Here is a 13,228-nt window from a genome sequence, read left to right as displayed (position 1 = left end):
CCACTACCGCAGAGGCCGGAACCGCCGGAGCGAACCGTCCATGCCGCCGAGTGCGCCCCCATCGCCGTCCCGGTCCGCGACCGGCCGTTGCGCCACCCGGCGCAGCGGTGCCCCGGCGACGGTGCGGGCCCTGCCGGCGGCGGTCACGGCCCTGACCCTCCTTCTTGTCCTGATCCTCTCCATGGCGGGGGCCGGTGCGGCGCCCTTCTACCGCGAGGCGCCGGACCTGGCCGAGCGGGCCGCCCGCGGCCTGCTGCCCGCGGTGGAGGACCGGCTGCCCGGCAACCCGCTGCTTATTCCGGTGGAGGAACACATCGGTGCCTACGGTGGCGTCTGGCGGATGGCCATGGTGGGCGACGGCGACGGGCTGCTGGTGTACCGCACCGTCGGCTATGAGCCGCTGGTGCGCTGGGACCCCGCGTGGCGCCGGGTGGTGCCCAACGTGGCGCAGTCGTTCCGGGTTGCGGACGATGCGCGCTCGGTCACGTTCCACCTGCGGCCGGGCCTGCGCTGGTCCGACGGCGTGCCCTTCACGGCCGAGGACGTGCGCTTCTGGTTCGAGGACGTTCTGTGCGATCCCGAACTGACGCCGCGCCCGCCGCGCTGGCTGCCCTCCGGCCCCGACGGGGTGCGGCTGGAGGTGCCGGACCCCCACACCGTGCGATTCGTGTTCGCCAAACCCAACAGCCTGTTCGTCGCCGCCCTGGCGTCGGGCCAGGAATGGCGGGGCGCCACCGACTACCCGCGCCACGCCCTGGCCCGCTATCACCGGCGCCACAACCCCGACGGCATCGCCGCGGAGGTGGAGGCCGCCGGGGCCGCCGGCTGGACGGAGCTGTTCCATCTGCGCGCCGGCACCTACCTGAGCCGCTCCGACGCCGCCTCGCTGCTGCGCCGCCGGCCGGACGGGCCGCCGGACGCCGCGCAGGCCGCGGCCCGCATCCCGACGCTGCACGCCTGGGTGGTCGACCGCCTGGAGCCGGGGGAGCCGCCCCGCCTGGTGGCGGAGCGCAACCCCTATTACTGGAAGGTGGACGCGGCGGGGCAGCAGCTTCCCTACATCGACCGGGTGGAGGTCCACACCGCCCCGTCCGAGGCGGTGTTCGCCCGCCTCCTGAGCGACGGCCGGATCGACCTGCAGACGCGCCACGTCGTCGCCCCCGGCATGCAGCCGCTGCTGGAGCCGCTGTTCGCCAAGGATTACCGGCCGCTGCCGGTGCAGCCGTCGGACAGCAACACGGTGCCGCTGGTCCTCAACCTGACCCACGCCGACCCGGCCCTGCGCGCGGTCTTCGCCGACCGCGACATCCGCATCGCGCTGTCGCTGGCCATCGACCGGCGCGCCGTGCTGGACGCCGTGTTCGGCGGCCGCGGCGAACCCTACCAGATGGCACCGCGCCCGGAGTCGCGCTTCTATCTGGAGCGGCTGGCCCGCCAGCACCTGGAGCACGATCCGCAGGAGGCGTCGCGCCGGCTCGACGCCGAGGGGCTGGGGGCGCGCGATCGCGACGGGGTGCGCCTGCTGCCGGGCGGGCGGCGGCTGTCCTTCACCGTGCTGGTGCGCGCCGACCGCACCCACCACGCCGAGGCCGTGGCGGTGGTGAGCCGCCAGTGGCGCGCCATCGGCGTCGACGCCACGGTGACCCCGGTGTCGCGGCGCGATCTGGTGGAACGCATTCGCGAAAACCGCTTCGACGCCGCGGTCGGCTACGGCGACGGCGGCATGGACGCGGTGTTCGACGCCTACGCCTTCATTCCCTGCTTTCCCGATTCCCAGGTCGCTCCCGCCTGGGCCCTGTGGTACGGCGACCCCGCCGCCGCGGGCGCCGAAGTGCCGCCGCCGGCCGTGCAGCGCCAGGTGGCGCTGTACCGCCGCATCGCCGAAACCACCGACCCCGAGGCGCAGGAACGGCTGATGCGCGAGGTGCTGGAGATCGCCGCCGACGAGTTCTTCGCCATCGGCGTCGCCATCGTACCCGGCAACGCCGGCGTGGTCCGCACGGCGTTCCGCAACGTGCCGCGCGCCCTGACCGACGCCTGGCCCTACCCGTCGCCCGGCCCCACCAACCCGCCGCAGTATTTTCTGGTGACGCCATGACCGCCGGTGCCCTGGACACCGCTCCCGCCGCTTCCCCGGCCCGGTCCGCCGGGGCGGGGGGCCGGCCGGCGGGCGCCCTGCGGCGCCTGCTGCGCAGCCTGGCCTTCCGCATCGGTGCCACCGTCGTGGCGGTGGAGGTGGTGGTGCTGGCCTTCATCGGCGGCTATGCGGTGCAGCGCCTGTCCGACGAGGTGGACCGCCGCCTGCGCGACCGCATCACCGTGCCGGGAGAGCTGATGGCCAGCGGCGTCCTGGCCTATGACGCCGTCGCCGACCGCGCCATCCTGACCGACCTGATCGGTCAGGAGCTGGAGGAGGGCATGGTGGTGGGCGCCAACTGGAACGTCTTCCACGCCCTCGACCCCGGGCAGCTCGGCCGCGACATCCGCCAGCTTCACGCCCTGGACCCGGAGTGGTTCTCGCCGGCGGCGCGCGGGCCGACGCTGGCCGAGGTGACGGAGGACGGCCACACCTCCCTGGTGGCGGTCACCCCGCTCTACGTGCGCGGGGCCGACGTGCCGACCCTGTTCGCCTACATCCGCGTCAACACCACCGGCGTGACGGAACAGAAGGCGGCGGTGGCGGCCCACGTCGCGCTCGCCTCGCTGCTGTGCGTGGTGCTGACGTCGGCGATGCTGTTCCTGGCCTTCAAGGTGACGGTGCTGCGGCGCATCGGCCGGCTGGTCGGGTTCGTGCGGCGCATCGGGGCGGGCGAGAAGGACGTGCCGGCGCTGGACGTGGGGGTGGACGAGCTGGGCCATCTGGAGAGCGGCGTCAACGCCATGGCCGGCGACCTGGACCAGCGGGCCCGCCAGCGCGACCGCATGGAGGCGGAGCTGCGCCGCAGCGAGTCGCGGTTCCGCGACTTCGCCGCCGCCGCGTCGGACTGGTACTGGGAGCTGGACGAGGCGCTGCGCTACGTGGCCGTGTCGGACCGCTTCGTCGAGCTGGTGCGCCCGGTGGTGTCACCGCTGGGCCGGCGCGCCGACGAGCTGGGGGTGGACGCGGCGGAGGAGGGCGGCTGGGCCCCCTTCATGGAGCGGCTGCGCCAGCGCCGGCCGGTGCACGAGTTCGACGTGACGTGGCGCGACGCCGAGGGGGCGGAGCGCTTCGCCCGGCTGGCCGGCCTGCCGGTCTTCGATGCCGGCGGCGGGTTCGCCGGCTACCGCGGCACCGGGCGCGACATCACCCTGCACCGCCGGGCCCGCGCCATCCTGGAGCAGCAGGTGGAGGAGCGCACCCGCGCCCTCAAGCGCGCCAACCGCGACCTTCAGGAGACGCTGGAGAGCCTCAACCGGGCGCAGGCGGAGCTGGTGCGTTCGGAAAAGCTGGCGTCGCTGGGGGCGCTGGTGGCCGGCGTGGCGCACGAGATCAACACGCCGGTGGGGGTGGCGGTGACCGCCGCCTCGCACCTGGCCGACCGCACCCACGCCACGGCGGAGATGCTGCGCGACGGCAAGCTGAAGCGGGCCGACCTGGTCGGCTATTTCGACATGGCGGACGAGGCGGCGCGGCTGCTGCTGCACAACATGGAGCGCGCCTCCGCCCTGATCCAGAGCTTCAAGCTGGTCGCCACCGACCGCACGGCGGAGGTGCTGCGCCCCTTCGCCCTGAAGCGCTATCTGGAGGACATCGTCGTCAGCCTGTCGCCGACCCTGCGCAAGACGCCGCACCGCATCGAGGTGGACTGCCCCGACGGGGTGGAAATGGTGGGCTATCCCGGACTGCTGTCCCAGGTGGTGACCAACCTGGTGATGAACTCCATCGTCCACGCCTATGACGAGGGGGTGTCCGGGCTGCTGCGGATCACGGTGCGCGTGCCGGAGCCGGAGGTGGTGGAGGTGGTCTACGGCGACGACGGGCGGGGCATCGCGCCCGACCACCTGTCGAAGATCTTCGATCCCTTTTTCACGACCCGCCGCGGCGCCGGCAGCTCCGGCCTGGGGCTCAACATCGTGCACAACATCGTCACCGGCTCGCTGCACGGCAAGGTGACGGTGGCCAGCGGGCCGGGGCGCGGCGTCACCTTCACGCTGCGCCTGCCGCGCGTGCTGGAAGAGCAGGCAGCGGCGGCGGGGGCGGCTGAGCCGGAACCGGAACCGTCGGCCGGGGCGCCCGGCACCGCCGCCATGGCATGACGGCCACGGGGGGCCGCGAAACCGTTGCCGGGCCGCCGGCACCCGCTTGCATGCCCAATCCGGCGGCAGTAAGGTCCGACGCTTTTCCCGTCCACCACTGAATTGGCACCCTGAAGGGGCTTAAAAGGGGCACACGCGTCATGTCGATTCTCGCCTCCCGCCTGTCGCGCATCAAGCCGTCGCCGACCCTCGCCGTCACCCAGAAGGCCCGCGAGCTGAAGGCCGCCGGCCGTGACGTCATCGGCCTGGGCGCCGGTGAGCCGGACTTCGACACGCCCGACTCCATCAAGGAGGCGGCCATCGGCGCCATCCGGGCCGGCGACACCAAGTACACCAACGTCGACGGCACCCCGGCCCTGAAGAAGGCGATCTGCGCCAAGTTCCGGCGCGAGAACGGCCTGACCTACACGCCCGAGCAGATCACCGTCGGCACCGGCGGCAAGCAGGTTCTGTACAACGCCCTGATGGCGACGCTGAACCCCGGCGACGAGGTGATCATCCCCGCCCCCTACTGGGTGTCCTACCCGGACATGGTGGAGCTGGCCGAGGGCACGCCCGTGTCCATCGCCTGCCCGGCGGAGCAGGGGTTCAAGCTGCGCGCCGCCGATCTGGAAGCGGCCATCACGCCGAAGACCAAGTGGCTGATCCTCAACTCGCCCTCCAACCCCTCGGGTGCGGCCTACACGTTCGAGGAGATGAAGGCGATCACCGACGTGCTGGTTCGCCACCCGCACGTCTGGGTGATGAGCGACGACATGTACGAGCACCTGCTGTACGACGGCCTGTCGTTCTGCACCCCGGCGCAGGTCGAGCCGGCGCTGTACGACCGCACGCTGACGGTGAACGGCGTGTCCAAGGCGTACGCCATGACCGGCTGGCGCATCGGCTACGCCGGCGGCCCGAAGGAGCTGATCAAGGCGATCGGCGTGATCCAGAGCCAGTCCACCTCCAACCCCGCCTCCATCAGCCAGGCGGCGGCGGTCGAGGCGCTGAACGGCCCGCAGGATTTCATCGCCGAGCGCGCCGAGGTGTTCCGCCAGCGCCGTGACCTGGTGGTGTCGATGCTGAACCAGGCCACCGGCATCTCCTGCCCGAAGCCGGAGGGTGCGTTCTACGTCTACCCCTCGTGCGCCGGCACCATCGGCAAGACCACGCCGGACGGCAAGGTGATCGGGACCGACGAGGACTTCGTCACGGCCCTTCTGGAGGCCGAGGGTGTGGCCGTCGTCCAGGGCTCGGCCTTCGGCCTGGCCCCGCACTTCCGCATCTCCTACGCCACCTCGACCGAGGAACTGGAGGAAGCCTGCCGCCGCATCCAGCGCTTCTGCGCCGGCCTGCGGGGCTGACGGGGAGCAAGGGAGGCGCGGCCGGGCCGCGCCTCCCCGCTTGTGTTGTGCTGCCGGGGGGCTGATTGGGGGCGCGGTTCCGGTGTCTTCGGAATCATACTCTCCTTTTCCGGACGATTCAGTGCTCGGCACGGTCGCCGGCGTCCGGCGGCAAAAGGTCGTCGACGGTGAGGCTGAGGGCGTCCGCCAGTCGACGGTAGGCCGCGACGGATCCCGGCTTGCGGCGAGTCTCGATCTCCACCAGGTAGCTGCGGCCGATGCCGGCGCGGTCGGCAAGCGCCCGGGGAGTGAGCCCGCGCTCTTCGCGCCAGACTCGCAACGGGTGCTCGCCGGCCAGGATGCGCTCCATAGCCTCGACGGGCAGGTAGTCGCGGGTACCCGCGGCCGCTTCTTTCGCCGCCTCGTCCAGCAGGTCGGCGTCTCGGGCGTCCAACTCGTGCTCCAGTGCGGCTACCCGGCCCAGCAGCGCGTCGTACTCGGAGCGGTCGATGGTGATGCGTTCGGCCATCAGTAAATGTCCCCTCTGGTATCCATGTGCTCCGCGAACATGGTGTCTGCGTTGCGGTCGATGCGGTACAGCACCCGCCAGCCCGCGTGCCGATACCGGAAATAGTCCGGCCGGTCCCGCAGCGCCTTGACGTTCGGATGCCGCCCAAAGGGCTCGGCGGCGATCGCCTTCAGGTCGGAGAGAATGGCCTGCGCCAGCTTGGGCTGGACGCGGCCGAGAGCCTTGACGACCTGCTTATGGAGTTCGAGCCTCATGCGAGTAATGTCGCGGATAGTGACCAAGTCGGCAAGGGGAAAGTGTCGCTAATAGCGACATGCCGGGAACTGTACGCGCTCCTGTTTTGGAGGTCGGTAATCGAAGGATGCCTGCCGCCGCATCCAGCGCTTCTGCGCCGGCCTGCGGGGCTGACGGGAAGCAAGGGGGGACGCGGCCGGGCTGCGCCTCCCCGTTTGCTGCCGGCGGGCTGACTGAGGGCGGGGCTGGCGGTTCCGGTGGCGGCTTGATGGTGCTTTCGGAAGCCGAGGCAACGAGGGTGGGTGGGCATCCGGGCGTCGGCTTTGCGCCGGGAGCGGACGCCCGCCGGAACCCTCGGAAGACGTCTGCTTTTGACCCGAAGCGGACAATGAGGCAGTTCGTATTTGACGAGCGCAGAGTTCAATTCCTGCGTAAGTGTAGGTCAAGCATTTCTCGACTGGCTGCGCAAACATTCGATGGCCAAAACGATGGCGGCATCGTCCGGCCTAGCCGACCCCCATTCTTTCCAGAAATCGCGAGTTGCACTATCGGGTGGAACTTTGGGTACGTCTAGTTTAATCCGCGTCGGCAGCAGAACGGCGTCGCCCAGCAAAAGAGCCTCACCAGTGTCAAGCAACGGTAATATACTTGTGAGCCCAGCCAGCGAGTCCGGCATCAGGCGCTTGATAACTCCTTGATCGGTCTCGTTCGTCAGCCGCAAAGCCAGAAAATTATTGCACTGACTAAGAATCGTCCGGCTCACGTCCGATGGGCGCTGACTCACCACCAGCAGAGAGAAGCCATACTTACGGCCTTCCTTAGCGATCCGCTCAAACGATCCGAGGGCCTGACGTTGTACGGCATCGGCATCGTCGCGCACTGGAAGGTAGAGGTGGGCTTCATCGCACAGGAGCGTGACCGGGGTTCTGGATTTACTGCCCATCCAGAACTGCACATCATAGAGCAACCGGGCGAGAGTGCCAGTGACAACGGGTAAAACATCTGCTGGCACCTCCGAAAAGTCGACGATCTTGATGCCTGTTCCATCACCAGATCCCAGTAGCTTCAGCACTTGTGTCGCAAGCCAGTCATATTTCATCGCCGCAGGGGGCGGCGTGAACATAAAGCCATAACGGCGGTCATCCAACTTTGCTTCAAGGCGAGATAGAAAGCGGGTCAGCTTGTCTTCCCATTCGCCCTTTACAGGGCCAGTTTTTCCGACCCCCTTCGTGGTATTGTCCTTATCAAGAAGCTTGACTAGTGCCTTTATATCATAAGGGATCGGCGAGTCGACGGTGTAGGTCTTCTTGATGCTGGCTTTGCTCTCAGTATCAAGTGTTTCCCCTTTGAGCGAGCGGACATGCAGCGTGAAACGTGATGCCTGATTGGGTGCATTTTGGTCGCTGCGATCAAGGATCATAGACAGCATTTCATCTCGGTTAAGCAACCAGTAGGGCAAGAACAAGGTGCCTTCGCCGGGGTTCTCCAAATCGCCCGGGCCAGCGATACGGAAGCGCGTGGCAAATCCCCCGGCATCCCTATTAGCCAACGGCGCGTATTCACCGTGCATATCGAACACAATGATATTCGGAAATTTCAACTTAGCGGCTCGCTCCAAGATCAGTGCAACCGCCCAACTCTTACCAGATCCAGTGCTACCGAGGATTGCAGCATGTCGCTGAAAGAATTTGTCACCACTGGCGATCGCATCAGCAGTACGGTCTACGACAAAAGTGCCAAGCTTGAGCCTTTCATCTTCTTTAAATCCTTCACCCAGAATGCTCATGAAGCGCTGGAGATTTCCACCTTCGATAACAAAGCAGTCTCGATCTATCTGGGGGAAACTGTCGGCACCGCGCTTGAAGGTGTTTCTCCGATCTCCCTCCACGGTTCTAAAGGTACCAATCAACACACCTTGGATCAGATCGGTCGGTATTGCTGCCAACAGCGTCCCGCCCGCGTCCTCATCGTCCGGACTTGGAAGTTCCTCCCGAACGCTGCGAGTTACGCGCTCAGTCATGGCGATAAGGTACTCGCGTTCCGTTGCCCCGCGAATGGCGATGAGCTGCCCTATGCCGATTCGCGTGAGCAGAACGGAGTTTGTCACATCGATTGCGACGCGACTCGTGTCTACCGAGGCGACACGCCCGATCTTATCTTCTTCAGCGAATTGAAGGGCGGCTTCAGTCATGGTTCAAGCACCTCGGTAATAAAAGAGCCAAGATCCCAAAGTTCCAGGCCAGGAAAGAAGGTTTCGGTGCCGGCGACAAAAACGCCAGAACCCGCCACACTGCTTTGTATAGCGCGCTGAATGGCGATGACATTCGGACAATCTTTGACCAAGTTTGCCGCATTGTCCGACAGGCTGTAGGTCAACAGGAGCGTTGGTATACCGTTCCGGATGCGCGGCGTCAGGTGCGTTTCAAGATGGTCATCATTGAAGCCGTAACCGATCACGAGAAAGCGACTGGCACGGTCAATTGCTGAATTGGCGCGTTCCCGATGGCGGTCAAATGGGCTTTCGTAGCCGTTCCGAAACTTATTCAGACCCGGCGTGATGATGAGCCTTGGAAGGTCAAGATCACCGGAATAACGGACGGGCTTCCCATCACGATGGTACCAGTCAAGACTTCCATGCGGCTTAAACACGTTCGCGCGTGGACGATATCGATATTGCACCCGTCCAGATTTTAAGGTCACCTCCCGGCAGAAGCTCAAGCGACTCTCTTGTTCGTTCAACTCACCGGCAAAATTGCCGACGAACAATGTATCGACGCCGAGACCAGCTTCTTCGACTGCGACCTCAACAAGGCGATCATAGTTCGTTGTAATGATCGGAAGCCCGGATGGTGGCTTCAATAGTTGTCGCACCAATCGTGTGAAGCGTAGTGTTCGTCTACGCGCGAACACTTCCGCAACGATTTTGCGCTCGCGTGCACAGATTAGCTCAGCGGTATGCGCAACAATTGCGCTTTCCAATCCTGGAGTGGGAGGAACCTCCAAAAGAGCTGATTCTAAACCTTTGGCGGGCAATAGCGGCGAGATTGCATTCCACCGGCCGATATCCGCAGGTGCCAGACCGGATGCCACCACTGCATCGAGATGAGTAGCCAGTTCGCCCATACTCGGCAGTCCCTCGGCGCATGACAGGCCAGAGCCAACAATCGTCACAAGGCCATCGGTTAGATGCTGCTGAAGCAGCAATTTAAGATCGTGAAGTTCCAAGTGTTTTCTCTTTTCAGCCAACCCTAAGAACGTTCGACTGAGAAAATCGCAAAGTGCGGATGTGCAGTTTAATCTACTTTGCGGAAAACTCACGGAAAAGGTGTCTGTTTCCGAGGCATTCTGGTAGCGCCACATGCGGACGAATGTCCGCTCCTGGCGCAAAGCAGACATATTCCGGAGAGCGGCCAACCATCACCCCTCACTTCACGGTTCGCCCTGTCGGTGCATCAGCCAAGGCCCGCCGGCCGTATCGGATCATCGCCGACCCGCGGAGGCTCGCACGCGAGGTCGGCCTCCGGCCGTACCGCCGCAGTCGATCGAGCAGCGATCCGCCCGGATCGTCGGCAAGGCGGCGGTCCGCGTCGTTCTGGAGCGGAACGAAAGCCGCATCCCGTCTCGACTCCGGCGCGTGCGGTGCGGCATTCTCGGGGGCTCCTGATCCGGTTCGGAGTCTCCACGCCATGCCCACCCCCTTCATCCCGCGTCGGACCGATGCGCTGATCGTGGTCGATGTGCAGAACGATTTCTGCCCCGGCGGGGCGCTGGCGGTGCCGGGCGGGGACGAGGTGGTGCCGGTGGCGAACCGGTTGGCGCGGCGATTCGCCACCACCATCCTGACGCAGGACTGGCACCCGCCGGGGCATGCCTCCTTCGCGTCGTCCCATCCCGGCAGGGCGCCGTTCGACGGGGTCGATATGCCCTACGGCCCCCAGATCCTGTGGCCGGACCACTGCGTGCAGGCGACCCACGGTGCCGCGCTGCACGCCGGCCTCGACATTCCCATGGCGGAGCTGGTGATCCGCAAGGGCTTCCACCCCGGCATCGATTCCTACTCCGCCTTCTACGAGAACGACCGGACGACGCCGACCGGGCTGGCCGGGTACCTGCGGGAGCGCGGGTTCACCCGCGTCGTGCTGGTCGGGCTGGCCACCGACTTCTGCGTCGCCTTCTCGGCCGAAGACGCGGTGCGCCACGGCTTCGCGGCGGTGGTGGTGGACGACGGCTGCCGCGCCATCGACCTGGACGGGTCGCTGAACGCCGCGCGCCGGCGCATGGCCGACGCGGGCGTGACGGTGATCGGGTCGGACGCCGTCGCTCAGCCCAGCTTGACGTAGCCGCGCTCGATCACCCGCTGGGCCGCCTCGAAGACGGCGACCAGTTCCTCGTACGCCTGGCGCAGGCGCGCCAGGTCGGCGACGGCGGCGGGGTCGGGGTGGCGGTGCTCGGCCGCCTTCAGGCCGGCGCGGATGTAATCGGCGCGCAACTCCGCCACCCGCACCGCCAGGCGCAGGAACGTCTCCTGGTTGAGCTGGGGGATCTGCTGGCCGATGACCGTGCAGTTCGCCTCCAGGATGGCGGCCTCCATGGTCTCCATGAACTGCCGCACGCGGTGGCGGGTGGCCTTGTCCGCGCTGTCGGGGGTCAGCAACTTGTCCACCCTCCCCTTGACGAACTCACCGACGATCTTGCCGCCCATGCTCATCGCCGCCTCCTTAGCGGGGCTGCGGGGGACCGGATGGCCCCCCGCGGGCAGCAGTCTACACGGTCATGACGCCGCCAGCATCTCCTTGCGCTGCTCCACCGCCTTGTCCGCCATCTTGCCGGTCAGCTCCTGCAACCGGTCGAAGGTCCAGGTGTAGGTGCCCACGCCCATGGACAGGGAGCGCAGCTCGACGATCAGGTCGTGCACCTCCGCCCGCGGCATGTACGCCTTCACCTCGTCCCAGCCCTGCCAGCCCGGCCGGGCGTCGAAGCCCAGGATCTGGCCGCGCCGGCCGCTGATCAGGCGCTGCACCTTGGGCGTGAACTCCGCCGGCACGGCGATGGAAACCAGCAGGATCGGCTCCAGCAGCACCGGCTCGCACTTCGGCAGGGCCTCCTGCATGGCCTGGCGGGCCACCGTCTTGAACGCCATTTCGGAGCTGTCGACGGCATGGTACTGGCCGCCGACCAAGCGCACCAGGAAGTCCACCACCGGGAACCCCAGCGGTCCCTGCACGGCGTAGTCGCGCGCCCCGGCCTCCACCGCCGGGATGAACTGGCGCGGCACCACGCCGCCGACGATGGCGTCCTCGAAGCGGAAGCCCTCGCCGCGCGGCAGCGGCTTCACCTCCACCTGGATGTCGGCGAACTGCCCGTGCCCGCCGGTCTGCCGCTTGAAGCGGGCGTGGTGCTCCGCCGACTTGCGGATCGTCTCCTTGTAGGGGACCTGCGGGGCGTGGCCGCGGACGGCCACGTTGTACTTGCTGCGCAGCCGGTCCATGGCGATCTGCAAATGGATGTCGCCCTGGCCGGACAGCACCAGCTCGCCCCGCTCCGCCGCCTGCTCGAACAGCAGCGCCGGGTCCTCCTCCACCAGCTTCTGGATGGCGCCGGTCAGCTTCACCTCGTCGTTGCGGTTCTCGGCGTGGATGGCCAGGGCGTACACCGGGGGCGGCACCTCCGGCCACAGGTCCGGCTTGCCGAGGTTGCCCTTGTCGGTGAGGATGTCGCCGGTCGCCGCCTTGTCCAGGCGGCCCAGCGCCACCACCTCGCCGGCGCCGGCCTGCGCCAGCTTCTCCTGAGCGTGGCCCATCATGCGGTAGACGCCCGACACCCGCTCGCCGCCCAGCGTCACGCCGTCGCTCACCGTGCCGCGCCACACCCGGGCGAACGACAGCTTGCCCGCGTGGGAGGCGTTGAAGCTCTTGAACACCTGGACGGTGGTGCCGTTCTCGGGCACGCCCTGACGGGCGGCGGTCGCCGCCACGTCCGGCCCCTCGTGGCGCAGCGCCTTCAGCAGGCGGCGGATGCCGCCGTCGTTCTCGGCGGAGCCCAGGAAGACCGGCACGATCAGGTCGTCCGCCAGATCCTTCGCCAGATCCTCGTAGACCCGCGTGGTGTCGGGGGTGACCTCCTCCAGAAGCTGCTCCAGCAGCGCATCATCGAAGTCGGCCAGGGCCTCCAGCATCTCCTGCCGCGCCTCGGCCTCGCGCTCCTTCAGGGCGGCGGGGATCTCCACGAGATCGGACGGGTTGTGGGGGTTGAAGTGGTAGGCGCGCTCGCTCACCAGGTCGACGTAGCCGGTGATCCGGTCGCCCTCGCGGATGGGCACCTCGCGCAGCACCAGCGGGCGCGACGACACCGCCTGATACGCCTGCACCACGTCGCGCACCCGCAGGTCGCCCAGCGTGTCCACCTTGTTGATGAACAGGATGTGCGGGATCTTGTAGTCGTCGAGGAACTTCAGCAGCGGCGCCAGGATGACCGCCTTCTCCGCCTGGGGCTCCGCCACCACCACGGCGACGTCGCAGGCCATCAGCGCGCACTGCGTCTCATAGGCCAGCTCGACCGAGCCGGGGCAGTCGAGGAAGTGCCAGCGCTCCCCCAGATATTCGGTGGTGGCCAGGCTGACCTCCACGCTCATCTGCCGCGCCCTGGCCTCGGCCGAGGCGTCGCCGACGGTGTTGCCGTCCCTCACGCTGCCCTTGCGCGTCACGGCCCCCGTGGCGGACAGCAGACTTTCCATCAGCGTCGTCTTGCCGCTGAGATAGGGGCCGACCAGTGCAGCGCAGCGCGCGGTCGGGACCTGAGTGTGGGGCATGCAGACCTCCCGGATGGCATGGGGCACGAGCCGCCGCATCGGGACCGGGTTCCGGCCGCCCCGCGCCGACCCCGGGGAGGGGCGGCCGCGCCGCGG

Annotated in this window: 10 protein-coding genes; 4 read left to right on the top strand and 6 right to left on the bottom strand. The window is 67.5% G+C overall.

What is annotated here, in order from left to right:
* The first annotated feature begins 40 nt into the window (after positions 1-40).
* From G472_RS0115400 to G472_RS0115390, 3 genes are all read left to right on the top strand, one after another.
* Entirely contained in the window at positions 41-2,098 is a 2,058-nt protein-coding gene (locus G472_RS0115400; protein ID WP_084536673.1) for an ABC transporter substrate-binding protein, read from the top strand.
* The gene (locus G472_RS37245) at positions 2,095-4,236 is read left to right on the top strand and encodes a sensor histidine kinase (RefSeq protein ID WP_051340869.1); all 2,142 of its coding nucleotides are present in this window, start codon (positions 2,095-2,097) and stop codon (positions 4,234-4,236) included. Before G472_RS0115400 ends, G472_RS37245 begins: the two co-directional genes overlap by 4 nt.
* Before the next feature lie 140 nt (positions 4,237-4,376).
* Positions 4,377-5,582 carry a pyridoxal phosphate-dependent aminotransferase gene (locus tag G472_RS0115390; RefSeq protein ID WP_029009111.1) on the top strand — a complete coding sequence of 402 codons (1,206 nt, stop codon included), beginning with the start codon at positions 4,377-4,379 and terminating at the stop codon, positions 5,580-5,582.
* A gap of 118 nt (positions 5,583-5,700) precedes the next feature.
* Here the strand turns inward: G472_RS0115390 and G472_RS0115385 are convergent, their stop codons facing one another.
* From G472_RS0115385 to G472_RS38110, 4 genes are all read right to left on the bottom strand, one after another.
* Positions 5,701-6,090 carry a helix-turn-helix transcriptional regulator gene (locus G472_RS0115385; protein WP_029009110.1) on the bottom strand — a complete coding sequence of 130 codons (390 nt, stop codon included), beginning with the start codon at positions 6,088-6,090 and terminating at the stop codon, positions 5,701-5,703.
* Complete coding sequence (locus G472_RS33465) at positions 6,090-6,344, bottom strand: type II toxin-antitoxin system RelE family toxin (RefSeq protein ID WP_035692582.1); 255 nt, start codon at positions 6,342-6,344, stop codon at positions 6,090-6,092. Before G472_RS33465 ends, G472_RS0115385 begins: the two co-directional genes overlap by 1 nt.
* 422 nt (positions 6,345-6,766) lie before the next feature.
* The gene (locus tag G472_RS38115; protein WP_084536672.1) at positions 6,767-8,515 is read right to left on the bottom strand and encodes an ATP-binding protein; all 1,749 of its coding nucleotides are present in this window, start codon (positions 8,513-8,515) and stop codon (positions 6,767-6,769) included.
* On the bottom strand, positions 8,512-9,684 hold the full coding sequence (locus tag G472_RS38110) for an SIR2 family protein (RefSeq protein WP_211100202.1): 1,173 nt from the start codon (positions 9,682-9,684) through the stop codon (positions 8,512-8,514). Before G472_RS38110 ends, G472_RS38115 begins: the two co-directional genes overlap by 4 nt.
* Before the next feature lie 326 nt (positions 9,685-10,010).
* Here G472_RS38110 and pncA point away from each other — a divergent pair, with 326 nt between their 5' ends.
* Positions 10,011-10,664, top strand: a complete 654-nt coding sequence (pncA, locus tag G472_RS0115375) for a bifunctional nicotinamidase/pyrazinamidase (protein ID WP_029009109.1) — start codon at positions 10,011-10,013, stop codon at positions 10,662-10,664.
* Here the strand turns inward: pncA and G472_RS0115370 are convergent.
* The gene (locus G472_RS0115370) at positions 10,646-11,032 is read right to left on the bottom strand and encodes a hypothetical protein (RefSeq protein ID WP_029009108.1); all 387 of its coding nucleotides are present in this window, start codon (positions 11,030-11,032) and stop codon (positions 10,646-10,648) included. The two genes, pncA and G472_RS0115370, sit on opposite strands and share 19 nt — an antisense overlap.
* A gap of 63 nt (positions 11,033-11,095) precedes the next feature.
* Entirely contained in the window at positions 11,096-13,132 is a 2,037-nt protein-coding gene (locus G472_RS0115365) for an elongation factor G (RefSeq protein WP_029009107.1), read from the bottom strand.
* Between the last annotated feature and the right edge of the window lie 96 nt (positions 13,133-13,228).

The sequence above is a fragment of the Azospirillum halopraeferens DSM 3675 genome (genome assembly GCF_000429625.1).
GTDB classification, from domain to species: Bacteria; Pseudomonadota; Alphaproteobacteria; order Azospirillales; family Azospirillaceae; genus Azospirillum; species Azospirillum halopraeferens.
Note: the sequence above shows the minus strand (reverse complement) of the source record. Positions and strands in the feature narration are given on the sequence as shown.

Bases quoted from the DNA above. Each gene is read 5' to 3' on its own strand.
- G472_RS38115 (WP_084536672.1), bottom strand. From the start codon at position 8,515: ATGACTGAAGCCGCCCTTCAATTCGCTGAAGAAGATAAGATCGGGCGT.
- G472_RS38110 (WP_211100202.1), bottom strand. From the start codon at position 9,684: ATGTGGCGCTACCAGAATGCCTCGGAAACAGACACCTTTTCCGTGAGT.
- G472_RS0115385 (WP_029009110.1), bottom strand. From the start codon at position 6,090: ATGGCCGAACGCATCACCATCGACCGCTCCGAGTACGACGCGCTGCTG.
- G472_RS0115365 (WP_029009107.1), bottom strand. From the start codon at position 13,132: ATGCCCCACACTCAGGTCCCGACCGCGCGCTGCGCTGCACTGGTCGGC.
- G472_RS33465 (WP_035692582.1), bottom strand. From the start codon at position 6,344: ATGAGGCTCGAACTCCATAAGCAGGTCGTCAAGGCTCTCGGCCGCGTC.
- G472_RS0115370 (WP_029009108.1), bottom strand. From the start codon at position 11,032: ATGAGCATGGGCGGCAAGATCGTCGGTGAGTTCGTCAAGGGGAGGGTG.
- pncA (WP_029009109.1), top strand. From the start codon at position 10,011: ATGCCCACCCCCTTCATCCCGCGTCGGACCGATGCGCTGATCGTGGTC.
- G472_RS37245 (WP_051340869.1), top strand. From the start codon at position 2,095: ATGACCGCCGGTGCCCTGGACACCGCTCCCGCCGCTTCCCCGGCCCGG.
- G472_RS0115390 (WP_029009111.1), top strand. From the start codon at position 4,377: ATGTCGATTCTCGCCTCCCGCCTGTCGCGCATCAAGCCGTCGCCGACC.
- G472_RS0115400 (WP_084536673.1), top strand. From the start codon at position 41: ATGCCGCCGAGTGCGCCCCCATCGCCGTCCCGGTCCGCGACCGGCCGT.